This is a genomic window from Kibdelosporangium philippinense, assembly GCF_021390435.2.
In the GTDB taxonomy this organism is placed as follows: domain Bacteria; phylum Actinomycetota; class Actinomycetes; order Mycobacteriales; family Pseudonocardiaceae; genus Kibdelosporangium; species Kibdelosporangium philippinense.
Genome location: NZ_JAJVCN010000003.1, coordinates 1424895 through 1447397 on the forward strand (window position 1 = coordinate 1424895; position 22503 = coordinate 1447397).

Genomic DNA, 22503 nt, shown 5'->3' on the forward strand with positions numbered 1-22503 from the left:
TCTCTCGAAGTCAGGGCCACCCTAGACGGTGTCCGTCACGGGCGCATCCGATTTGAGCCGGGTCCGCATCAGCTTGACGTTGTACGGCCCCCACTGCGACAAGGTGAAATAGATGTCCGGCCTGTCGTTGGCCCATGGATGCAGGTAGCCGCCGTAGGGCGCGGGATAGTCGTTGGCGCCCGCAACGACCTGCCCATCCGCCCACGGCCCAGTCAGTTCCGGCGCCCAACGCAGCACGATCGCGGCACGGTCCTCGTCGAGGTGCAGCGCGATCCACTGGCCGAAGTGCGTGTTGTAGGCGACGGACATCTCACCGACCGGCCCGCTCATCACCGGCGTCGCTGCGAAGGGATCCTTCACCCAGTCGTTGTGGGACCAGTAGCTGTAACTCGACGGGCTGAGCACCTCGTATCGACCGCATTTCCCCAGGTAGGCAGGCCCAAATCGGCCGTTTGTCGTACCCATGAGGTAAACATGATTCTCATCAGCAGCGAAGGCACAGATCTGAAAGGGGTGATCGCCCTTGGGTGAGTTAGGCCAGCGTGCGCCTGGCGGCTTGGTCCAGGTGTCGCCCCCGTCGGCGGACACGGCAATACCCGCGTAGTTCGTGTCCCACCCTGTCTCGCGCCACTTCCGCACAGACATGTAGTGCACGTAGTTGTAGCCGCCGACGGCGATACCCGAGTTCGGGATGACGGTGTGCTCGTCCACATGACGGTCCCGCTCGATGAACTGAGCTGCCATCCCGTCCGCCCTTGGCACAACTGAATCAAGCCGCAACCCGGTCTCGAGGTCCCGGTTGCTTGCGAACGCGAGGACATTGCAGCGCCAGTCGGAACCATCCGGCGGTCCGGCACCATGCCCACCCCACCCGGCGCCGTAGGTGTCCCCGAAGGCAACGAGCAGACGCCCCTGCCCGTTGTCCCAGAGGATGCCCAAATCGGTGCCATGGATGCCAAACCTGCGCGTAATGGCGCCGGTGACAGGTGCGATCTCCTCGGTCGTCAGCACGCGGACCATGCCGCCACGCTAGGCGCAGAAGTGAAGGCGCGCAGGGTTGAAGGCTGGTGCTGGCCAATGGCCTGCCGCCACGCCGAAGCCTCGGCACGGACCACTTGCCCACGGTCAACCACGGCTGCCGCGTTCGCCGGTGAGGGCGGAGCGGCCCTGGCCGACGGCCTTGGCCGACCGTGCCCGGATGCCGGGCGACCACAGCGGCCGCTTGCCACCACGCCGGTGTCCTGTGTCCGGCCTGCAGTGGTGGGCGCATGGACAGTCGCAGCAATGGCAGCCGCAACTGCTCGTGCACGGACATGAGAGGCAGGCGCAGGATCATGGCCAGCTAGCCAATGGCCTTCCCGCACGCCCAAGGCGCAATGCCCGGACAGCTGCCCGCGATCGCCACGGCCAACCACAGAGCTACTCGTGCAGGCATCAGAGCCTCGCGCAAGGCCATGGACTGGCCTTGCGCGCGCAGAGTCAGAGGCTGGCGTCGTACAGCGCCTTCTTGCTGACGCCTGCGGCCTCGGCGACCTCGGCCACCACGGTCTTCAGGCGTTCGCCTGCCTCAACCCGGGCGCGCACCTGGTCGACCAAGGCTGGGATGTCCGTGGCCACAGGCGCGGCGGGTCCGACGACCACGGTGATCTCCCCACGGACGCCTTCGGCTGCCCACGAGGCAAGTTCAGCCAGCCCTCCTCGGCGGACCTCCTCATAGGTCTTGGTGAGCTCACGGCACACGGCCGCAGGTCTGTCCGCGCCGAGGACCTCGGCTGCTTGCGCCAAGGTGTCGGCGAGGCGGTGCGGTGACTCGAAGAAAACCGCTGTCCGGCGTTCGGCGACGAGCTCCGCGAGCCAGCGACCGCGTTCGCCCGGTTTGCGGGGCGCAAAGCCTTCGAATGTGAACCGGTCGCACGGCAGGCCGGACACTGCGAGCGCGGTCGTCACCGCTGACGGGCCAGGCAGGCATGTCACCGGCAGGTCGGCGGTGATGCACGCGGTCACAAGGCGGTACCCGGGGTCCGAGACGCTTGGCATGCCCGCGTCGGTGACCAGCAGGACCGTCTGGCCTTCCTGCATGGCTTCGATCAGGCCGGGGATGCGGCCGGTTTCCACCGCGTCGTAGAAGCTGACTACCCGGCCGGATGGTGGCACGCCGAGGGCGGTCGCGAGTGCGCGCAACCGTCTGGTGTCTTCGGCGGCGATGACGTCTGCCCCGGCCAAGGCTTCGATCAGCCGTGGTGAGGCGTCACGGGAGTCACCGAGTGGAGTGGCTGCGAGCACGAGTCGGCCGGAACCGGATACGGGGTTCACACCATTCACCCTACGATCGCGCCCGTGACTGCCCTCGTGACCGGGTCCGACCACAGGTCGGGCGACCATGTGGCGGAGGAGGCCAACCGGACGCCAGCCGACCCGGCCGCGAGCCTGCTCGGCAAACCGATGCCGACGGACCGGCTGCGTGGCTGGCTGGTCGCGGGCGCGCTCGCCGTGATCGGCGGGGTCGTCCGGCTGCAGAACCTCGGCTATCCCACGAGCAACGGCACCCCGGTCTTCGACGAGAAGCACTACACGCCACAAGCATGGCAAATGCTGCGCAACGGCTGGTACGAGGACAACCCAGGCTACGAGCTCACAGTCCACCCGCCGCTGACCAAGCAGCTGATGGCGATCGGCGAATGGCTGTTCGGCTACAACGGCTGGGGATGGCGGTTCACCGGAGCCATCCTCGGCACGTTGATGATCCTGATGATCGTCCGGATCGCCCGCAGGCTGACCCGGTCGACCCTGCTCGGCGCGGTCGCCGGAGTCCTGATGATCAGCGACGGCGTCCTGCATCTGATGAGCCGGATGGGGATGCTGGACATCTACATCGCGTTCTTCATCCTCGCGGCGTTCGGCTGTGTGCTGCTCGATCGCGACCAGATGCGACAACGGCTTGCCATCGCGATGCGCGAGGGCTGGGTCAACGACTCGGTTTACGGGCCGCGCATTGGCTTCCGCTGGTGGCGGTTCGCGGCAGGCGTCAGCCTTGGTTTGGCGTGCGCGTCGAAGTGGGGCGGCCTGTACTGGATCGCGGCATTCGGCCTGATGACCGTGATCTGGGACGCCACCGCCCGCCGCTCCGCGGGCGTTGCGAGCCCATGGGTCGGAGCTCTCCGCCGCGATCTGCTGCCGGGCCTGTGGGCGCTGTTGGTCATTCCGGTCCTGGTGTACCTGGGCACGTGGTGGGCGTGGTTCGCCAGCGAGACCGCGATCGACCGGCATCTGGTGACCAGCTGGTGGGGACCGTTCGGACCGGCGCTGCGCTCACTGTTCGACTACTCCGCCAACGTCCTGAACTTCCACACGCATCTGGTCACCAATCCCAACGACCCACACGCGTGGGAATCGAAGCCATGGACGTGGCCGATGGGCCTGCGCCCGATGCTTTTCCACTGGGATGGCACAACGACCGGGTGCGGCGAACAGTCCTGCGTCAGCGCGACGATGCTGATCGGCACGCCCGCGATGTGGTGGCTGGCGTTCCCGATGCTGGCGTGGGGCCTGTGGCGCATGTTCGGCAAGCTGGACTGGCGCTATGCCGCGGTGATCGTGGCGTACTTGGCTGGCCTGCTGCCGTGGTTCATCAACCTCGACCGGCAGATGTACTTCTTCTACATGACGCCTGCGTCCGCGTTCCTGATCCTGGGACTCGTGTTGCCGCTCGGCCATATCCTCGGCAGAGCCGACGACGGTTACGAACGCAGAGGCACCGGACTGCTGGTCGTAGCGATCTACGTGGGCCTGGTGGTGGCGAACTTCATCTGGCTGTGGCCGATCCTGAACGGCGACTCGATCACCAACGCCCGCTGGCAAGCCGAACTCTGGCTGCCCTCCTGGCGCTCATAAAAAAACCTCGTGAGTGGTTATCAAGGTTAGAACCTCGATAACCACTCACGAGGGGTTGCTGGGGTGTCAGGTGCCGAAACGCCTGGTCGGGTTGTGCCGCTTCTGCTGCGTTGGCCGGGTGCGCTCCGGGTCAGGCTGGGGCGGAGGCGGCGGTGTCTGCTGGGCGGGTGGGCGCGGCGGCGGGTTGGTGGACTTTGTCCGCTCGGGATCCGTGAACGAAGTCCTGTCCGGATCCGTGAACGACGTCCGATCAGGGTCCGTGAACTTCGTGCGCTCGTTCTCACCTTCCGAAGGCTTGGTGACCTTGGTGCGATCAAGCGCGGCGATGTCCTCGCGTTTGACGACCTTGGTGACCGGGCCGTCCTCGGCGTGCCCGCCCTTGGTCAGCCAGCCGCCGGTCTGCCGGATCACCGTGTCGAGGGTTGGCCGACCAGCGGGATCTGGGCCCAGCGCCGCCGAAATCAAGCGCAAGTGCACGCTGCTGGCGGGCAGATGCGTGATCCGCTCGGCCTTGGCCGCTGCCATCAACGCAGCCATCGGGTTGTCGCGGGTGCCACGCGGCGGCTCGCCGGTCAGGGCGTATGAAACGGTTGCGGCGAGCTGCCAGGCGTCCGATGCGGGCGTCGCGGGCGAACCCGCGGCGGTCTCGGGCGCGAGGAAGTCCGGAGTGCCGACCATCATGCCGGTCTTCGTCAGCGTCGAATCACCCTTTGACCTGGCGATACCGAAGTCGATCAGGTGCGGCATGCCGGACGGGTCGATCATGATGTTGGACGGCTTGATGTCCCGGTGCAGCACGCCCTTCGCGTGCGCGGCCGACAACGCGCCCGCCATCGTCACCCAGAGGCGTGCGGCGGCGAGGTCGTCGAGCTTGCCGTTCTCGTGCACGGCGTCAGCGAGCGGCAAGCCCTCGATGTACTCCATGACAATGCCGAGGCCGTCTTCGTCCTCAACGATGTCGTAAACACGCACACAGTTCGGGTGCCGGACCGCGGCGAGAGCACGGGCTTCGCGCAGCATGCGCTGCTCGGTCTCGGCGTCGGGGGCGTGCGCGATCTTGACCGCGACCGTGCGGTCGAGCTGGGTGTCCATCGCGAGCCACACCGTGCCGAAGCCGCCGTGCCCAAGAGCCTTGATCTTCTTGAAACGGCCACCGCTGCGGGTCCACATGCTGTTCGCACTGTTCGCGCCGGTCATCGCCCGCGTGGCTGGCTTCGGCGCGCCGACCGGTGCCGCACCGCCGAGCGGGAACGGCATGGGGCCAGGCGTGTCAGCGAGTTTGCCGGGCTGCTGGCGTCCGCTCAGCAATTCCTGACCGGGCGCCTGGCCGGACAACAACGCAGGTGGCACGCCGTCCGGCCGGTACGGCGGAGGCGACGGTTCGGGCACGTAAGGCGGAGGTTGCTGCTGCGAAGGCTGGCGCTGAGGAGGAGGCGGCGGCGCCTGCTGCTGGTTGTGCATCGAGGGCTGCTGCGGGGGCAACTGCTGCTGCGAAGGCTGCTGTTGCACGGCAGGCGGCTCCTTCTCCTCCTGGACCGAGCGGTTGATGGTGCTCCAGCTCGGCGCGCCGATCACCAAGATCGGGATCAAGCCGAGCACGGTCGCGGGCACCATGCCCAACCACAGCAAAAACGCGACATTGGCCTGAAAGGCGACGCTGAACAAAGCGAACGCGACGAACGACAGCCAGACCAACCTGCCCGGCCATGTCGGACCACGCCGGAACGCCGCACGCGCCTGCAGGATCACGAAGAACGCGGCCACCGCGGGCAACACCACGAGTTTGGCGATGTTCAGCACGAAGTCCACGCCGTCACCAGGCCTGGTCAGCAGGTCGTAGACGATCGGCCCGAGACCGAGGTACTCGGCCTGCGTGCCGATCACCGCGTGCTGCTCGGAGCCGAACGTCGACGCGAAGCTGACGCCGAAGGTGTCACCGTCGGTCGCGGCGCCTCGGAAGATCGCAGAGATCCCGTTGGCCATCAGCCACGGCAACGCCAGCGCGAACACGATGCCGATCACCGCGAAAACGCTGATCGTGACCGAGTTGTAAGCGTTCCCTGTGCCTTTGCGGATGACAGCGATGCTGAACGACGCGACGACCGGGAAAATACCGATCAGAAATCCGGCCGCCATGGTCGCCCATACCCACTCGCCTGGCCAGAACCCAGGCCCAAAGACGGTATGCGCGAACGACAACAAGTCAGCTGCCATTCGTACGAACCCGTCCACGGTTTCCCTCCTCGTGCTTACTCACCCGATGTGAGCACTAACCCAACCCACCATATGTCCAGCGGCGCTGGAGCGGTTAGGCAACCGTGGCCCCGTGCTCTTCCAGACGCGCCGTGGGCAACGAGGTTGCATAGGTGGCAGAGTGACTCCATGGGTGACTACCGGGACGCATATCACCGCAGCCTGACCGACCCAGACGGCTTCTGGCTCGCCGCCGCCGAGGCGATCGACTGGGCCAAACCGCCGGTCAGCGCCCTCGACTCCGGTAACGCACCCTTCTACCGCTGGTTTAACGGCGCCGAACTGAACACCTGCTTCAACGCGCTGGACCGCCATGTGGACAGCGACCGGATCGCGTTGATCTACGACTCGCCGATCACAGGCAGCAAGGCCACGTTCACCTACCGCGAGCTCCGCGATGAGGTCGCGTTGTTCGCAGGCGCCCTCGCGAGCTTGGGTGTCGGCAAGGGCGACCGCGTGATCGTCTATATGCCCATGGTGCCACGTGCGGTGGTGGCGATGCTGGCATGTGCCCGGCTCGGCGCGGTGCACTCCGTGGTATTCGGCGGATTCGCGCCGAAGGAGCTGGCCAGCAGGATCGAGGACGCGAAGCCGAAGGTGATCGTGGCGGCGTCCTGCGGAGTCGAGCCGACCAGGGTGGTCGCCTACAAACCGATCATCGACGAAGCACTGTCGGTGACCGAACACCAACCCGACCACATCGTGATTACCCAACGACCGCAGCAAACTGCCGAAATGGGCCCGCGCGACATCGACTGGGACACCCTCGTAGCTTCCGCGGAGCCGCATGATTGCGTGAATGTAAGCGCAACAGACCCGCTGTACATCCTCTATACGTCCGGTACAACCGGGCGCCCCAAAGGCGTGGTGCGTGACAACGGCGGACACGCGGTGGCGCTGGCATGGTCACTCAAAGCGATCTACGACATCGGCCCTGGTGATGTGTTCTGGACCGCCTCGGACGTCGGCTGGGTCGTCGGACATTCGTACATCGTCTACGCACCATTGTTTGTCGGAGCGACAACTGTGCTCTACGACAAGAAACCCCGTTGCTGGGCACTCCGAGATCAGACGCTAGGTAACGAGTTTTCTGTTGCAGCGTAAGCAGAACTACACGTGTCGACCACCGTTGGACCACATTTTGCCCCCATGTCGTCCCTAGCGAAGATCAAGACCGCAGCGGCCGAACTGGCGCTTGGTGTCGTCAACGAGCCTTAGGCGAACCTACAGCGGCCGAGCACGGATGGACGCGACTGCCGACCGGGGCCGTGGGTACCCTGGGAGCTGCACCTCTTCGCGGAGGGACGCCCCCGGTTTGGCCGCCGGGGGCACGCGAAGAGGCCATACTCCGCGAAGAAGGTTCTGCGATGACCAACGCACCGAAGCCGCGCCCTGAGCCATCCGAGATAGGCCAGAACGCCCGCAGAATGCGAGTGCGTCGAGGCTTGACTGTGGAGGCCGCCGCAGGACTGGCAGGCATCAGTAAGGCCTACCTCTCGATGCTTGAGAACGGCCACCGTGCATTCGAACGCCGCGGCCTGCTTGAGGACGTCGCACGTGCGCTTGGTTGCTCCGTCACAGATTTGACTGGTCAACCGTACGCACTTGGCGACCGCGATAGTGCTGAAGCCCTCGCCACGCTCTCGCCAATTTCGATCGCGCTCTATGACGTTTCCCTAGATGACGTGCCGGATATGCCAACGCGGCCAGTTGACAGGCTGGCCCAGTGGGCTGCGCAGGCGAACGAGCACACGGCGAACAGCCGGTATGGAGCTGCAGGTCGCGACCTGGGCGTGCTGTTGACCGAGCTCCACGTGCAAGCAGTCATGGGGGACAGCGACGCCCAGCGTGCTGCGCTTGCCGCTCTCGTTGAGGCGTGCTTTGTTGCCTCTGGAGTGGCACGCGCACTGGGAAATCCGGATCTTGCGATCATGGCGGCCGGCCGGGCGGAGGACGCTGCAGGACGCCTGGGAGAGCCTGGACTTGCAGCATTCGCGGCCATGACCAGTACGAGTGCCTTTAGTCGACTTGGATCTCGACGCCGTGCAAAGAAAGTCGCATCCAGCGCCTTGACCGCAGTGGATTCGGTGATCGACCCGACCGCAGAAGACACATCGGCAGCGCAAGCAGCGGGCATGTTGCACCTGGCGTCGGCGCAGATGGCCGCGAAGGATAACCGTGCAGACGACACAGCGGCGCATTTGGCCGCGGCGCTTGAACTGGCCGAGCGGACCGGCGAGCAGAACCGATTGTGGTTCAGCTTTGGTCCAGCCAACGTCCGTGCTTGGTCGCTTTCTACGGCGGTTGAACTTGGCGACGGTGTAGCGCTGGCTGAACAGATCGAGCGCACGCCGGGATACGACGAGGGTCTAATTACGGACGACCGCCGCGCGGCGCTGCATTTCGACCTCGCGCGTGCATACCTGCAAGCCGATGGCGCGCGAGACGCTGCAGCTTTGCGCCATCTCGACGAGGCGGATCAGATTGCGCCTCTACGAATACGACATGACCCGGTTACACGAGAGATCGTTCACAAACTGGAGCTGCGTGCTCAGCAGCGTGCTTGGCAGTTGGACAGCCTTAAAAATCGCCTAGGTATGAGTCGGTCAGTCGCACGCTGACGCGCCTTTTCGCGGTGAGCTTGAGCTAGCGCCCATATGGGTGAACCTAGTCAGGTGTTCACAAGCTGTGAACGCCGCGTTCAAGATCAGACATAACGTCGCTTCCCGCAAGCAAACAATGCATTTCGGGGAAGGCGATGCACGATGTGGCACCCAGGCTGGGCGACTGCGCCTACCCGTCGCACACTCCGGGCTCCCGCAGCTCGGAAACAGCCTGCGGCCGACAATCCAGAGCACCGTGCATGCGTGTCGGCCGCAGGCGCTCGGGCTGCAGGTATCCAACTGCCGGTCCAACATCGTTCATTGCTCAACACCACCGGCAGCTTGTGATGGTTCTGGCGCTCATCATTTTTGCCGCCACGTTCCTGTGGGTCCCCGCGGTCTGGGGATGGCAAGCACTGCGTGACTGGTGGACCAACCCGGATCGCGCGTTCTGGCGCCGGGTCTGGCTAGTCGAACACGATCTCGCTTTCCTCACCTCAGAGCGGTCCGCACAAGCGGATCGGCCCGCACCCGTGCCCTTTACCGGGCACGTTGATCACCCGGGTGCGGGCTCTCAACCTCCCATCGGCTCCGCTGTGGCGACGGCCAGCGTCGAGCCGCCCGCGCCGGGCAACCCGATAACTGGCGCGGGCACAGACCGGGGCTCCGTCACGGTGGGCAGCCACGACGTCGAGCCCCAGCCCGCACCCGGTGCTGCCTCACCCCTCGGGGCCCCGGGTGCGGGCCCACTACCCCTGTCCGCCGTCTTGCCCACGCCCGGCGGCGGGCAGGGCTCCAAACCCCAGGCTGCGCCGACGCACAGCAGCCTGGACCGGACCGTTGTCAGCCCGACGCGGCCAGCGCCATCGTCCGCGAGCAATTGGCGGCAACCCCCTGGCGAGAAGGCAACGGTCCCCCTGCCCACCGTGCTCAGTGCGAACAACACCTGCGGTGGGCAGGGCCACCAGCTGTCAGTCGACGCCACCATCACGCCCCCCAACACGACGGCGGCGTCGGCTGACACCAAATGTCCTCTTGTCCTGGAGGACCTTGGGAGAAACGCCGTCGAGGCAGCCCAGCCAGCCGCCTCGACGGCACCCAGGAGGCGAGCGGCATGACCGACACAGATGGACCCGACTTCACGCCGACCGAGATCGAGGCCATTCGCGCCGACATCGACAGCCTCGTCCATCAACTTATCGAAGTAACCGGCCTGACCCGGGATGAGTTCCGGCAGATCATGCTTACGGGACAGCCGGGAGCGTCGGATGATGTCTGACATCCTGCCGCCGCTCAGCCCCGACTGGAACAACCCACAGCCCTACGACGGTCCCACACACGAAGAAACCCGCGTTTTCCAGCAGCTTCAGGTCACCGCCGACGTCATCCGCGAATGGGTCGCTGGCGCCTACGTCGTGGGCACCACGCCCGAGGCATGGACCGAGCTCGGGGCACGCCTGGCCGCGACCGCCGCCATGTGCACCCGCCTCGGCGACGATCAGGCCCGCACCATCGAACCCGGCAAGTCATGAAGAAAACCCTGTTCAGCCGGACCGTCCCCTGCACGGACGCGTTCGGCCACGAAACCCACGCCAGTGTCACCGTCTACACCGACTTCACCCTGCGCGTCACCACGCCGATGTCCGGCGCGGACCTGACCAACGACCAAGCCGACAAGCTCGCGGAAGAAATCCAGGCTGCAGTGCGGAAACGATCTGTCGCCCGGCAGTTGCACTTTTCGCGCATGGAGTCCGAAGCCGAGATCGCCGTGTACGGCGACGAACCCGAGGAGAGCTGATGTGGGACCTCGGCGTTTACACCAAGCGTGAGATGGACGAGATGGCTCGCGACCTCGCCGAAGAGGCGCGCCTGGCCGCGACCACCACCATGAGTACCCGGCTCGGCCAGGACCCCGGCTCGGCCAGGACCAAGCACGCACCGTCGATGAGAGGGCTCCGGATGCTTTGGATAGGTAACACTGGCCCACTCGTCCCGGTGCCACCTGAGGTGCTCGACCTGATCAAGCGGCTACTCGACCTGACGAAGCAGGCGCTAGCCCCGGACGCCACAGAAGACGTGCGTAACCAGGCTCGGCAGGTTCTTCTCGAACTTGACTCGCACTGGCTGTCTCTCAGCGGCACGAGCCAGGACGGCTCCTGATTTTCACGGCACCCCTGCCGTGATCGTTGGGTGGCTGGCGCGCACGCCCCCAACACCCCATCTCAACTACAAAACCAAGGAGATACGCGTTGTCGCATCTATCAGTGGTCCCTGATGACGTCGAGTGGCGCAAGGCTAAGGCGAGCGTCGGCCAGGGAGGCTGTGTCGAGCTAGCGGCCCTGCCAGGCGGCGAGGTCGCCGTCCGGAACAGCAAAAGGCTGGAACAAGGCGTCATCACCTACAGCAGGACCGACATGGTCTTGTTCGTCGCCGCTGCCAAAGCCGGTGAATTCGACGACCTGATCGCCTGACCCCTTTGCGTTGAACGCCGAGGGCCCGGGGCACCGCGAAGCTTCTGGGCCCTCGGCCAGTAACAACACGTATGTGTACGTCGATCCACTAGGACGTCTGTGCAGTCAGCGTGTGGCGTCACGCGGCACTATCCAGCCGCCACGCCACCGAGAGGGGAACCATGCGCCACCTGATCGCGATCTGTGCCATTCCGTTACTGGTAGCCGCGTGCACCGCGCCAAAGGTCAACACCGGCGCAGTGTCCGACGCTTCCAGCGGGGCACAGGCGCCGGTCGCTGAGCAGAAACCAACACCGACATGGGGCCAGAGACACACGTGGCCGAACGGTCTCGCTGTCGAGATCGCCAAGCCAACCGACTGCAAGCCGGGCAAATACGCTCAGCCGGAGGGCGCAAAGCGCGGAATCAAGGTCAAAGTCACGGTCACGAATGGGACCGATGCGCCGTTCGAGACCTCCGTGCTGACTGGCATGGATGAAGTGCAGTTCGCGGGCGCCAACGCTGAGTTGCTCTTCGACAGTTCGGGGCCGTGCAAGGCGGGCATCGGTTTGGAAACCGCGACAGTGTTGCCCGGTAAGACATACTCGTACGAGGTCGCCTACGCCGTTGGGGCCGAGCCGGGCGAACTGCAGATCACGCTGCAGCCAGCCTTCGGTCAGGACAAGGCAGTGTTTGTCGGCCAAGCCTAAATGTGCCACGAAGGCCCCGATCCCGCTGTCCTGTGCGGGATCGGGGCCGATGTGTTACACGAATCACCCGAGCGTCTTCGCCGCAGTGATCCGTTGATTGGCGACCTCGTGGTACTGCGCCGAGAGTTCGATTCCGACGAATCCCCTGCCTGCCTGGATAGCCGCGACGCCGGTACTCCCCGATCCGGCGAATGGATCGAGGATGACGCCACCTGGCGGGCAGATCTGGACGAGTTCGGCGAGCAGTCCCTCGACCGGCTTCTGCGTAATGTGGTGTCGCTGGTGGCCGCGCGGCTGGCTCGCGCTGAACAACCCCGGCAGGTACACCTCGCGGGATGCGTCGAACTTCCCATTGGTGCCCCACAAGATGTACTCGGCTGCCGCCTTGAACCCGCCGCGGCGCGGCCGGCTGATCGGCTTGTGCCAGACCAGTGTGCCTTGCCAGATCCATCCAGCGACCTGCAGGGCGTCGCTCATCATCGGTACCTGCCGCCAATCGGAGAACACCAGCAGGTGACCACCTGGCTTGGTGATCCGCAGACAGTCCGAGAGCACTAGCGACAGCCACGCAAGGAAACCGCGTTGATCGCGGTTATCGCCAGTGAAGTTCGGGTGACTTTTGCTCGCCACGCAACCACCGGACACGTACTTCTCCAGCGCAGACTGGTTTCTACGCTCGGATGCGGTGCGACCGCCAGAGTTGTAAGGCGGGTCGGTGATTACCGCGTCGACCGAGTCGTCGGTGAGGGTCGGCAGCACGGCGAGCGAGTCGCCGCGGTGCATGTCGACGTTGAGCATTGATTCTCCCCAGGTGATGTGTTCCAGTGGATGTTCGGCTCCTTGATGTCCCTGGGGAGGCAACAAGCGAAGAAGGAGCCGACGAAGCCCCTGCCGTCGCAACGATGCGCGGCCGGGGTTTCGTATCGCTTAGGCAGTCAGGACGGGTTGGCCGTCCTGTCGACGACCAGCGGCATGCCGTCATGGTTGCGAGGTTCCGCCAGCGGGGTCACATGTGGTTCAGCCTGACGAGCCACACGAAACGCGACTAGCACGGTCGTGACGGCGGTGATCACGCCGGGGATCGCGCCGAGCAGGCCAGTGAGTGCGTCGCCCTGCGCGATGGTGAGCACGCCGAAACCTACGAGCGCGGTCACCAGCGAGCCGAGCACGCCGAACACCTTGGACGCGCTCGCGGCTGCGTCCCGGATGGGGTGTGGGCGCGGTTCGAGACTTGTCATGGCTAGCTTCCTTCCTGCGGGGCCGGGCCGGTCACCCGGACGTCGACGGTGACGGTCTCTGCCATGGCCTCCCGGACCGCTTGGCGGAGTTCGTCGGGAGTGACGTCGCGGTCGTTCGCGACGGCGTCGGTGAGGCGGTCGACGGCGGCCAGCAGCCCGGCCTGCTGCGTGTCCGCCTTGGTCTCGAGAGCGTCAAGGCGAGCCTTGATCGCGCCGGTGTGGCCGTCGGTCGCGGCGAAGAGCCAGCGCAACAGGAATTCGCCCGCGACTGGTGGCTCGCCGGGGTCGTTCGTGCGACGGATGCACGTGTTCAGCAGCTTGTCGACGACCAGCTGGGCGTCAGAGTCGGTCAGGGGCATGTCGTCCTCCTCGGTGATCGGCGGCCCGGCCGCCAAGGCGTTGATGTGGCCAATGGCGGCGTATGCGTGCCTTCCTGGGCAGCCAGTGGCTTTGACGTCGCGGTGACCGCCGTTGAGCCGCGCCGCCGTGATCCAGCCGCGCCGCTTCGCTTCCTGCAGCAACCACGCCGCCGCGGTTAGTTGCGCGTTGGACGGGCGCAGGTTGTCGTAGTTGCCGACGAAGCAGATCGCGCGAGCTCGCGAGTTCCGGCCGCCGGTGTGCGTGCCGAGCCTCCCGACACTGTGGCCCTCGAACACCCTGCCGGACTCGGTGATCAGCCAGGTGTAGGACATCCCTGTACCGAAGCGGCTTTCGCCGATGGCTTCTATGGTGCGGATCCTCGCGGCGTCGTGCTCGAACGTGACGTTCGGCCCGGGTGAGCTGGTAACGCTGTGGTGCAGCCACACCTCGCTAGCGGGCAACGGTGCCGAGCCGGATCCGTTGTCATGCCTGGATCCCCATTCGGCGCGGAGAATGACGCGCACTGTTTTGTTACCTCCCTTGTGATAGCAGCAGTGTGCGGAACATTGATCTAAACGTTTTCACCACATGTATCCGAAATCGGCCGGAGCTGGGCGAAAGTCAAAGTCGTCCAACGTCACCGGCGGATCTTCGGGCGTCTGCCGGTTCCACGAGTCGACGATCCACCCACGAGCCTGACGTTGGTCCATACCGTTGGAATTGATCTCCATCCGGTCAGGACACACGTAGCAGTGCATCGTGCCCAGCCCGGTCGGCCCGTTAAAGTTCGGCATGAGGTGCTCATACACAATGTGCACGTTGGACACTCCTAATTAGAGGTTGGTCCCAGTGTTACCCGGGTCGATCCCCATGTCCCATACCAATAGATCCATTACTCGAATGCCGTCTCCGAAGATGCTGGACGTTCCTGAGCCGCCTACGCGAGCCACACAGACCAACAACTTGAGCGTCAAATCCGCATTCGGCGTGATGAAACCGACCACGGGGAACGGCGCGGTCGGGTGCGGCGCCGCGACCGCCTGAGCGCCCAGGATGGCCGGGCTGGACGCTGTTGGCGTGGAACCGTTCACAGAGTGGGTAACCTTCACCAAAGTAAGGTCACCGTTGGTAGTGCTGGTCGCGTGGCACAGCGGGATGTCCACCCGGTAGCGGTGTCCAGCCAACACATCCACGGTCAGCGAAGTCACACCGACGCCGGTCGCGCTGGTTGTACCTGGACTTGAGTCTGTACGTTGCGCGCGGGCGATGACGTGCGCGATGCGGTCGTTCATGCTATCGGCGAACAGTTTCTCGCCTGCAAAGAACAGCGGCGCAGTCACTCCATCACCGTCCTAAATAGACTGACTTGGCCAATGTCACTGCCGTCCCTGCGGTATGGGTCTTGATCACACCGTTGACGGACCGCACCACGGTGAAGGTCTGTACCGCGCCGGTCCCGCTGATCGCGGTCACGGTCACCTCTTCACCGCCGAACTGTGCGTTGAAAGGGAAGTGCGCTGCGTGGTCGGTCGAGTTGATCCAGCGAGTCACGCTGTGGTTCGCCACATCGACGATGGTTTCCGTGATGGTGAGGTCTTCGGCGAGGCTGCTGTCATCGTGCTCAAGCCGGTCTTCGTCAAGTACGAAGATCCGGTACCCGGCGTACGGCGTCGCGTTGAACTTGATCACGTGCAGGTGCGCGGTGTTGAAGGTTTCCGTGTAGCCCTGGATCATTTGGTCGATCGGCTGGTACCGGTCGATCTGGGCGACATTGGTGATGACCCCTCGGTCGCCGATGTCCGCGGCGAGCACCCGCGCAGCGACTCCGGAGACCGTTGGTGCCCGCAAGTTCACGGTCATGCTGCGAAAGCGGGCATCAATGATGGTCCCGAGGTGCCGCACCCAGGTCGCAACGTCAGCGAGCTGGTGGGGCCTGTGGACGTTCGCGACGACGGACACCTCGTACCGGCCGACGCCGTCCGGGTCTTCCCAGGGCGAGTTGACATTGAGCGGCCCGGACAGCTGCACGGCGCGAAACTCGCTGCCGCCGGGTTGCCGGGCCGTGACATCATTGATCGTGGCCTGGTCGTCTTCCAACGGCAGCAATGGCGGCGCTACCTGCTTCGCCGCGTAGTCCAAAGTGAACCGGGACTCTTGGGCGTAGAGACTCTGCCGTGTGCGGAACAGCAGGCCGAAGGTGGACAGGAACTCGCACAGGATTCCCTGCTCGGCTTCGGCGCACTGGAACAACAGGTCGAGAAGAGTGTCAACCTGTTGAGGACCCATTGGCGCGGTGGTTGACACGTTGCCAAAGATTCCACTCGGGATGTTGTTTTCCCGACACAGTCGTTCGAACCGTCTCCCGGCAAGCTCTCCCGCCCACGCGTTGAGCTCTTGCAGCTGGTCGAACAAGCTTGTGATCTGCCCTTGCACGGTGATGTGTCCAAACGCGACGTCGGTCATGACGCTGCCGACGGCGATGTTGACGTTGACGGCTCGGCCGATGGTGCGGTTGGCCAGAGTGGCTGCGTGGAAGAACCCAGCGGGAGCGCCGACATCGAAGATCAGCAGGTTGTAGTCGACGTCGGACCCGTCTTGTACCAGCTCAAGAGATACCAGGGTGAGCTTGCCGTTTCGTCCCACCAGCTGGATTCCTGTATTCAGGATCTCGGCATCCGCTTTGTCGTAGGCTTTCAGGACCAGGCAACCGCCAAAGTCAGTGTCATAGGAGACTTCCCAGCGCGGAGCGGTTCCTGTGTCGTACATCTGGCACAGGATCGCGCCGTCTGTCGTACCGGATGCGGGGATGGACATCAGGAAACGGACCTGAATCTTGCCCGTCGGCGTATAGTTCGGAACCGGCCCGTACCAACGGCTTTGCTGCACCAACGGCAGCGGGGCCGAGCATAAGAACTTGGTGAACGATGCCAGGTCGACGTTGCCCGCGATGATGGCCATCGGTGGCCCGCCAACAGCTGATGACAGTTGGGTGGCCCCTGGGCCGTCCTCACACGGCCAGTAGGCGATCGGCGGGTTGTCTACCTCTGTCTCGTATGCCCGGCGCAATGTCGACTTGAGCGGCGAATCGCCTTGCCCCAGCCGCCGTAGCGGACCCTCCACTTTGACCGATGCCCGCTTGTTGGTGTGCGACTCGTCCCAGTCCTGGGTGATCTCGGACAGCTCACCAGCCATACGCATGACCCGGACGTCCAGGTTGTCGTATGTGAAGGTGATCGGCTTCGCGTTGGTGTTGCCGCCTGCGACTCCGGACCGGATACCGACGGAACCGGGCTCCATCAACGCGTTGAGATCATCCTGGTCGGAGACGATGGCGTGCCACGTGAACGGCTCCGGGTCGGTGGCCGGCCACACCTTCCCGAAGAGCGTGCGACCCTCGATCATCGCCGCGATGCAGACCGTTTGCCCATTGGTGTGCGTGAGGCTTGGCACGGTGATGGTGCTGGAACTCAGGATGTGTTCCGAGCCGCCGAACAGGCGAAGCACCCGCAGTTGGTATTGCTCGTCCGTGGTCGCGATCACGCGCATTTGGTAGTAATTCAGGTGATTGATGTAGCGCAGCATGATCGTGGCAGGCTCGATCGGCCCTCCCGTCACATCGGTGACTGTCGGCGTGTAGTTGATCCGGACGTAGACGTTGTACGCCGTGAAGTTCGTGAGCCACGCGTTGACGAACGTGGCTGTGGACGCGACCCGTTGCGTGGCCGCGGATCCGTTGACCGCGAACTGTGACGCCGTGCCCTGGATTGACCACGGGTCCCCGGACGACGAGGTGCCCCACCCGTTCGATTGGATCCGGGTGAATTCGTCATTCGCAACCCTTAGGCTCACTCGGAACGGAGTGTTGCGCCCTAGCAGGCCGTAGTAGGCCCCAAGCGGGTTGCGTGGGTTCCAATCCCCGGTTGTGTTGTCTAGGCGCATAGACAGCCTGCTGGGCGCCACTTTGGACTGCTCGTTGGATCGTCCCCTGGTGATGCTCACCGGGTCGCTCTGCCGCACCTGGTCGGTAATGTCGGTCCACCCGTTGAGGTAAGCCTCAACGACCAGTTCGCGCGGGAACCTCAAGGCCATCATGTGCTCCTGACGGCTTGGATCTGACCTGTGCGGATCAGATAGTCAATCAGTTCTGCAATGCCCGAATCCGCGCCGCTGGCGACCTTGAGCGCCACGCCGTCACCACCCGTGGAAGCGTTGGCGGGCAGGACAGTTTCACCGGCCTGCAGGATGCGCATCTGCTCTGTTCCTGGCGCGCCGCCGACCTTGCCGCCGGTGTGCATGCGCGGTACCCGCCCGATGTACGGAACGTTTTCGAAGGGGTTGACGATGTTGATGTTGTGGATCGCGGTGTTCAGCCGGTCAATCGTCCAGTTCAGCGCATCGATCGCCATGTTCCCGGCGGCCCGGAATGTCCGGCCGACCACGTCACCCATGAGGCCGAGCGCTCGGCCGACCTTGTCCGGGATCGACTCGAAGAACCCGATCAAGTCGGTCCAACGGTCCTCGATCCACTGCACCGAGTTGCTCACCGAGGTCTCGATCACTGTCCACAGCCCGATCCAGAAGTCCCGGAATTCGGCGCTGCGCTCCCATAGGGACACGATCGCCACGACCAGCCCGGCGAGCAGGGTCACCAGCAGGATGACCGGGTTGGCCATCATCGCGGCGTTCAGCAGCCACCAAGCGCCAGCAGCGATCGTCAGCCCGGTCGCCAACGGAGCAAGCCACTCGACGTTGTCGGCGATGAACCCGGCTATGGCCTCGAGCCCGGGAGCCAAGAACTCGATCACGGGGACGAGCTCCTCGGCGAGGATCTCGACGATGCGGGTGAACAACTCCAGTAGCGGCGGTAGAAGTGGGGCCAGCGCGTCGAACGCGGGCAATGCCACGGAGGTGATCGCCTCGCCGATCCGTGCCAGGGCTTCGCCGATCGCGCGCAGAACCTCTTGACCTTGCTCGGAATTGACGATGCGGTTCAACCCATCGAGCAGCGGACCGAGCGCACCGGCCGCGCCTCCGGCTCCGGCCGAGATTCCGCGAAAGACGCCTCCGACGATGCCAACGATGTCCTGCAGCGCGTCCCAGATGGCCCGCAACGCGTCTCTGCCGTTCTCCAGCCACTCCGCCAGTTGGCCGGACTCCTTGGCCTCCCGAACCCAATCAGCGAACGACTGCGCCAGGCCACCAGCGTTCTGGGTCATGCTGCCCAGACCTGGCACGCCGACCGACACCAAGTCGATGAATGCCTGGGTAAGGGGCGCCACTGCCTTACGGAGGTTCCCGGTCGACAAACCGGCGCCATCCAGAGCAGCCTTCAGAACCTGCATGTTCTGCGGCAGCTTGACCACCTTGGTTGCTTCTGTCGCCATGCCACCGATCTGAGTCACGATGTTCTGCAGCGGTGCACGAAGTTGCGGCAGGATGCCCCTCAGGTTGTCAACCGCGGGATTGAGAGCCCGCTCGAACGACGACGACACAGCACTCTTGAGGCCATCGATCGTCGGACCGAGGCGGTCGAACGCTCTGGTCGCGCCATCCGCGCCGAGCTTGACCGCGGCCATCGCACCGGCGGCAGCCACTCCGATCGCAGGCAGGGCAAGCAAAGCACCGGATGCCGTTGACAAGGCACCCATCGCAGATGTCACGCCGGTGATCGCTGAACCGGCCGTGCCCAGGTTGGTTGCCATGGACAGCATCGACGCACCAGACCGGCCCACTCGGTCGGACATCGAATCGGATGCCGCGCCGACTCTTGCCATGGCCGCGGTGAGACGCTTCTCGTCGCCCGCGAAGGTCAGCGTGACGGTGGGTTTGCTGGCCATCAGGCACCGCCCATGATCTGGGAGATAACCGCGCCGACACCGCCTCCGGCGGTGGCTGCGAACCCGGCAGCGATCCACAGTGCACGCTCAAGCTTGCGAATGCGTGTCTCGTGGTCGTTGAGTTCTTCCCGGTGCTGCGTGAGCGCCAGGTCGAGTTTGGTCTCGATCCGCGTCAGCCGATCAGTCACCAGCTCCTCACTCATGGGTCACCTCCAGGCCTGCGTCCTTGGCAACCTCGACTAGAGCGGACAGGAGGATCGCGCGGACCTTGTCGCGGTTCTTGGCATACCCCGGGTACAGGTAGCGGCCTTCCTTGATGAACTGGCGCCGGACGCTGCCTGCACGACCGACCCGGCCGCCGTAGTTCAGCCAGGCAAAGTAGGAAACGCTTTTGCTGCCACCAGAAACGCGCGCCATGGTGCGGGTACTACGAACCTTGACGCTCGCTGCGGCTCGGCCGGTCTTGCGCGGTACGCGTGGCTGCGCCCAGTCGACGACCACCCCGGCCGCTTCGTTGTTGGCGAGCCTGAGCCCTTTCGGCAGACTGGCGTTCATCTGCCGGAGGTTGCGGTTGAATTCGTTCAGACCGCTGATCTTGATCGGTTCGATGTCCATCGTGGCTCACCGCCTTCGCGCCAGTTCGTCGCGCTGGGCCTTGCGTCCGTAGTAGACGCTCCACCACACGAACTCTCTGTTGGACATCTGCCTCAGCTCCTCGACCGTCCGGCCGAGCTTCTGGGCAAGGAAGAACTCAAACTCAACGCCGTCGCCGTTTTCCATGGCGAGGTACGCGGCTTTTCTGCGCGCCCTCGTCGAATCCGGAAAGCCGGGCGATGGCGTCCATGACCGCCACGCTGTCACCTGCGGGCGCCCCGTCGAGCCATTGGCCGACCTCGTCCGCGGTCATCTCGGGATCGACTAGCGCGCACGCGATCATGCCGTTCTCATCGGCCGTACCGTCTTTTTCGGTGTACTGCCTGACTTCTGCACGTGTCAGACCGCGTACCGTCACTGCGCCGATGTATCCAATTGGGACCTCATCGGTGTCGCGATGCTGCTGTTGTCCTCGGGCGAGCAGAATTGATTTGTCCACGGTGGCCCCTTTACTTGTTTCGTTCGACCTTGAGAACCGCGACCGTGACACCCGTGATGGCTGAGTAGTCCCACCAGATCCGGCCGTCTGACGGCTGGGTGTAATCGGGTGGGAACGGCCCGATCGTCACGTCGCCGGTGTTCGCCGGAATGGTGTGCTGGCGGCCGCCGTTCGCCGCCACGACGCCAGCCAGTGTTGACGGGATCAACACGGTGACGGTCTTCGGTGACGCGTCGGTGTTTCTGACGCGCAAGAACGTCGAGCCGTCATTGATGGTCATGTGGCCGTCTGCGATCGCCGCAGTGAACGTCGGTGTGCGGGTGGTTTGACTGTTGATTGCCTCGGCGGCAATGGCGGTGCGTGCCATGCGTTGTTGCCCCTTACGCCTGGTTCGTGCTGACGACGTCGTCGGAGAACGTGAGCTCCGCTGTCCACATGCGCATGTCCGCTACCGGCGCGGATTCCTTGTAGGACTTCACCAAGGCATTCACGGTGTCTTGCGGCTTGCCTGTACCGGTTCCTTCGGCACGGTGGACCAGTGGAACAACGTTGCCTACCAAGGGTTTGATGACCTTGCGTGGACCGTTGGGGCCGTTGTCATGGACGCCCGAGATGGTGGCCGTACCGCCCTTGAGGCCACCTGCGAACACGTGACTGTTCTTGCCGTACGTGGTCACGTCATGTTCGTCGGCGGATTCCTCATACTCGGTGTTGTTCGTGAATGCGGACAGGTCGACCGCGTTCAGGCTGACGTACGTGTCTTTGGCATGCGTAAATGCCATGGTCACTCTCCTGACCCGGTGATGTTGATCGTGAATTCGGCGCCCAGGTAGTCGATGGCGGCGAACTTGTAGACGGCCAGTTCCGCTTGGCTCACATGCACTGTGTCCATCGCGGAGTACATGCCGGACTCCAGCAACGCCTTGACGCTCTGGCGTCCGGATCCGTCAACATATGGAAGAAGGTTGCGGACAGACGCGCGATTTTCCGCTCGCCCAACAAGAACAAGCGCCGTCAGCCTTAGCGAATCCATGCCCCGGCCGTAGGTTCCGTCGTAGTCGACAGCCTCGGGCAGATCCAGCAGGAAGGTTGGCGGGCTGATTTTGTCTGGCGGATAGGCGAAGCTGCGCGGGATCAACGTTCTTGCCCGGTCCGCCAGCGCTTCCATGACGTCGGCGAGATTGATCAGACTCACCCGCCTCTGTCTTAAAGGGACGGTGTGGTTAGCCGAACCCTGGGAGTTGAAAATGCTCGATCAGGCTTTGAACGTCCGGGTCGCGGCGGGCGAGACTGACCACCCAGTCCTGACTCCCCATCACGCCACCCGGAGAGTCCTTGCGGGCGAATAGCCTGCGAGACAAGATCAGGCACGCCTGCTCGATGTCGTCCGGAACCGCCGACCAGCCCCACTTCGCGGTAATCCGGACCCGCTGGCCAGGCATCGAGGGCCAGCACCGTGTGTCGAGGGTGAGACCGGTGATTGGCCAACCGCCGACCAACGCGTCCTCGGGGTACAGCTCGTAGTCGGTCACCGGGGTCCACGTGCTCTTCGATCCGGTTTCGACGATCAGACCGGCATCGGTCGCGATGTCGGGGACGAGCAACAGTTGTTCGCCGTTGTCGAGCTCGACCGTGCGCTTGTCGGTCCGGAGCTTCCGGGCGGACACGTTGTCGTCGAGCGAGAACCGGCGGCCGGTGACAGTGTCGATCGCCCGCGACGCACCGTTGAGGTTCTTGGTGAGCTGGTCGTCATCGTCGGTATCGGTGATCTTCAGCGAGTCCTTCAGAGTCGCCAGGTCGGCGTAGATCGTGATGGCCACCGTTCACCTCCCGCGCGGTGTCAGTCGCGGGTCTGCTGATTGCGCCCGGTCGCGGACTTGGCCTGCTTGGGCGGCTCGCCGCCACGCAGCACGATCTGCTCGTCGATCTGCGCGACTCGGTCTTTCAGTCCACGTTGGACGTATCCCTGGCGCTCGTGCAGCAACGCGTCGATCATGGGATCCTGCGGCTGCGGCTCGTCGGCATTCTTGATCTCGTCGCTCACGTACTTTCCTTTCAGGGCATAGCA

At 64.4% G+C, this 22503-nt stretch carries 28 protein-coding genes and 1 pseudogene; 9 read left to right on the forward strand and 20 right to left on the reverse strand.

What is annotated here, in order from left to right:
- Nucleotides 1-21: 21 nt before the first annotated feature.
- On the reverse strand, nucleotides 22-1020 hold the full coding sequence (locus LWC34_RS38715) for a glycoside hydrolase family 183 protein (RefSeq protein ID WP_233730180.1): 999 nt from the start codon (nucleotides 1018-1020) through the stop codon (nucleotides 22-24).
- Nucleotides 1021-1479: 459 nt separating this feature from the next.
- Entirely contained in the window at nucleotides 1480-2313 is an 834-nt protein-coding gene (gene rsmI, locus LWC34_RS38720) for a 16S rRNA (cytidine(1402)-2'-O)-methyltransferase (protein ID WP_233730181.1), read from the reverse strand.
- Nucleotides 2314-2337: 24 nt separating this feature from the next.
- Here rsmI and LWC34_RS38725 point away from each other — a divergent pair, with 24 nt between their 5' ends.
- Nucleotides 2338-3891, forward strand: coding sequence for a dolichyl-phosphate-mannose--protein mannosyltransferase (locus LWC34_RS38725; protein WP_372496717.1), 1554 nt, complete (start codon nucleotides 2338-2340; stop codon nucleotides 3889-3891).
- A gap of 66 nt (nucleotides 3892-3957) precedes the next feature.
- On the opposite strand, the gene LWC34_RS38730 is transcribed toward LWC34_RS38725, so the two are convergent.
- Complete coding sequence (locus LWC34_RS38730; protein WP_308200200.1) at nucleotides 3958-6123, reverse strand: serine/threonine-protein kinase; 2166 nt, start codon at nucleotides 6121-6123, stop codon at nucleotides 3958-3960.
- A 150-nt stretch (nucleotides 6124-6273) separates the two neighbouring features.
- Between LWC34_RS38730 and LWC34_RS38735 the strand changes: the two are divergent.
- Together LWC34_RS38735 and LWC34_RS38740 are read left to right on the forward strand one after the other, a co-directional pair.
- A pseudogene (locus tag LWC34_RS38735) lies at nucleotides 6274-7191 on the forward strand (AMP-binding protein); the annotation flags it as partial.
- Between the two features lie 320 nt (nucleotides 7192-7511).
- The gene (locus LWC34_RS38740) at nucleotides 7512-8765 is read left to right on the forward strand and encodes a helix-turn-helix domain-containing protein (protein WP_284051796.1); all 1254 of its coding nucleotides are present in this window, start codon (nucleotides 7512-7514) and stop codon (nucleotides 8763-8765) included.
- Between the two features lie 556 nt (nucleotides 8766-9321).
- On the opposite strand, the gene LWC34_RS38745 is transcribed toward LWC34_RS38740, so the two are convergent.
- Nucleotides 9322-9771, reverse strand: coding sequence for a hypothetical protein (locus LWC34_RS38745; protein ID WP_233730183.1), 450 nt, complete (start codon nucleotides 9769-9771; stop codon nucleotides 9322-9324).
- 90 nt (nucleotides 9772-9861) lie between these two features.
- Here LWC34_RS38745 and LWC34_RS38750 point away from each other — a divergent pair, with 90 nt between their 5' ends.
- The 6 genes from LWC34_RS38750 (at nucleotide 9862) to LWC34_RS38775 (ending at nucleotide 11907) form a co-directional block, all read left to right on the forward strand.
- A complete protein-coding gene (locus LWC34_RS38750; RefSeq protein ID WP_233730184.1) occupies nucleotides 9862-10026 on the forward strand; it encodes a hypothetical protein in 165 nt (54 codons plus the stop codon).
- Nucleotides 10016-10279 carry a hypothetical protein gene (locus LWC34_RS38755; protein WP_233730185.1) on the forward strand — a complete coding sequence of 88 codons (264 nt, stop codon included), beginning with the start codon at nucleotides 10016-10018 and terminating at the stop codon, nucleotides 10277-10279. The genes LWC34_RS38750 and LWC34_RS38755 overlap by 11 nt, the downstream gene beginning before the upstream one ends.
- Complete coding sequence (locus LWC34_RS38760) at nucleotides 10276-10545, forward strand: hypothetical protein (protein WP_233730186.1); 270 nt, start codon at nucleotides 10276-10278, stop codon at nucleotides 10543-10545. Before LWC34_RS38755 ends, LWC34_RS38760 begins: the two co-directional genes overlap by 4 nt.
- Nucleotides 10545-10907, forward strand: coding sequence for a hypothetical protein (locus tag LWC34_RS38765; RefSeq protein WP_233730187.1), 363 nt, complete (start codon nucleotides 10545-10547; stop codon nucleotides 10905-10907). The genes LWC34_RS38760 and LWC34_RS38765 overlap by 1 nt, the downstream gene beginning before the upstream one ends.
- A gap of 89 nt (nucleotides 10908-10996) precedes the next feature.
- Nucleotides 10997-11218 carry a DUF397 domain-containing protein gene (locus LWC34_RS38770; protein WP_233730188.1) on the forward strand — a complete coding sequence of 74 codons (222 nt, stop codon included), beginning with the start codon at nucleotides 10997-10999 and terminating at the stop codon, nucleotides 11216-11218.
- Nucleotides 11219-11379: 161 nt separating this feature from the next.
- Nucleotides 11380-11907, forward strand: coding sequence for a hypothetical protein (locus tag LWC34_RS38775; protein WP_233730189.1), 528 nt, complete (start codon nucleotides 11380-11382; stop codon nucleotides 11905-11907).
- A gap of 63 nt (nucleotides 11908-11970) precedes the next feature.
- On the opposite strand, the gene LWC34_RS38780 is transcribed toward LWC34_RS38775, so the two are convergent.
- From LWC34_RS38780 to LWC34_RS38855, 16 genes are all read right to left on the reverse strand, one after another.
- On the reverse strand, nucleotides 11971-12705 hold the full coding sequence (locus LWC34_RS38780) for a DNA-methyltransferase (RefSeq protein ID WP_233730190.1): 735 nt from the start codon (nucleotides 12703-12705) through the stop codon (nucleotides 11971-11973).
- A 137-nt stretch (nucleotides 12706-12842) separates the two neighbouring features.
- Entirely contained in the window at nucleotides 12843-13145 is a 303-nt protein-coding gene (locus LWC34_RS38785; RefSeq protein WP_233730191.1) for a hypothetical protein, read from the reverse strand.
- A 2-nt stretch (nucleotides 13146-13147) separates the two neighbouring features.
- Nucleotides 13148-14029 carry an N-acetylmuramoyl-L-alanine amidase gene (locus LWC34_RS38790; protein WP_233730192.1) on the reverse strand — a complete coding sequence of 294 codons (882 nt, stop codon included), beginning with the start codon at nucleotides 14027-14029 and terminating at the stop codon, nucleotides 13148-13150.
- Between the two features lie 57 nt (nucleotides 14030-14086).
- A complete protein-coding gene (locus LWC34_RS38795) occupies nucleotides 14087-14299 on the reverse strand; it encodes a hypothetical protein (RefSeq protein ID WP_233730193.1) in 213 nt (70 codons plus the stop codon).
- Between the two features lie 39 nt (nucleotides 14300-14338).
- On the reverse strand, nucleotides 14339-14845 hold the full coding sequence (locus LWC34_RS38800) for a hypothetical protein (RefSeq protein WP_233730194.1): 507 nt from the start codon (nucleotides 14843-14845) through the stop codon (nucleotides 14339-14341).
- A 4-nt stretch (nucleotides 14846-14849) separates the two neighbouring features.
- Nucleotides 14850-17594 (reverse strand): hypothetical protein, encoded by a 2745-nt coding sequence (locus LWC34_RS38805; protein ID WP_233730195.1) that lies wholly within the window; start codon nucleotides 17592-17594, stop codon nucleotides 14850-14852.
- The gene (locus tag LWC34_RS38810) at nucleotides 17594-19342 is read right to left on the reverse strand and encodes a hypothetical protein (RefSeq protein WP_233730196.1); all 1749 of its coding nucleotides are present in this window, start codon (nucleotides 19340-19342) and stop codon (nucleotides 17594-17596) included. Before LWC34_RS38810 ends, LWC34_RS38805 begins: the two co-directional genes overlap by 1 nt.
- Entirely contained in the window at nucleotides 19342-19545 is a 204-nt protein-coding gene (locus tag LWC34_RS38815) for a hypothetical protein (RefSeq protein WP_233730197.1), read from the reverse strand. The genes LWC34_RS38810 and LWC34_RS38815 overlap by 1 nt, the downstream gene beginning before the upstream one ends.
- Nucleotides 19538-19957 carry a hypothetical protein gene (locus tag LWC34_RS38820; RefSeq protein WP_233730198.1) on the reverse strand — a complete coding sequence of 140 codons (420 nt, stop codon included), beginning with the start codon at nucleotides 19955-19957 and terminating at the stop codon, nucleotides 19538-19540. Before LWC34_RS38820 ends, LWC34_RS38815 begins: the two co-directional genes overlap by 8 nt.
- Before the next feature lie 6 nt (nucleotides 19958-19963).
- On the reverse strand, nucleotides 19964-20122 hold the full coding sequence (locus tag LWC34_RS38825; RefSeq protein WP_233730199.1) for a hypothetical protein: 159 nt from the start codon (nucleotides 20120-20122) through the stop codon (nucleotides 19964-19966).
- The gene (locus LWC34_RS38830; RefSeq protein WP_233730200.1) at nucleotides 20100-20435 is read right to left on the reverse strand and encodes a hypothetical protein; all 336 of its coding nucleotides are present in this window, start codon (nucleotides 20433-20435) and stop codon (nucleotides 20100-20102) included. Before LWC34_RS38830 ends, LWC34_RS38825 begins: the two co-directional genes overlap by 23 nt.
- 10 nt (nucleotides 20436-20445) lie before the next feature.
- Nucleotides 20446-20802, reverse strand: coding sequence for a hypothetical protein (locus LWC34_RS38835; RefSeq protein WP_233730201.1), 357 nt, complete (start codon nucleotides 20800-20802; stop codon nucleotides 20446-20448).
- A gap of 13 nt (nucleotides 20803-20815) precedes the next feature.
- Complete coding sequence (locus LWC34_RS38840) at nucleotides 20816-21217, reverse strand: hypothetical protein (RefSeq protein WP_233730202.1); 402 nt, start codon at nucleotides 21215-21217, stop codon at nucleotides 20816-20818.
- A gap of 2 nt (nucleotides 21218-21219) precedes the next feature.
- Nucleotides 21220-21630, reverse strand: coding sequence for a hypothetical protein (locus LWC34_RS38845; protein WP_233730203.1), 411 nt, complete (start codon nucleotides 21628-21630; stop codon nucleotides 21220-21222).
- 28 nt (nucleotides 21631-21658) lie between these two features.
- Nucleotides 21659-22255: a phage head-tail connector protein gene (locus tag LWC34_RS38850; protein WP_233730204.1), complete on the reverse strand. Its 597-nt coding sequence runs from the start codon at nucleotides 22253-22255 to the stop codon at nucleotides 21659-21661.
- Nucleotides 22256-22275: 20 nt separating this feature from the next.
- Nucleotides 22276-22479: a hypothetical protein gene (locus LWC34_RS38855; RefSeq protein WP_233730205.1), complete on the reverse strand. Its 204-nt coding sequence runs from the start codon at nucleotides 22477-22479 to the stop codon at nucleotides 22276-22278.
- Nucleotides 22480-22503: the final 24 nt, after the last annotated feature.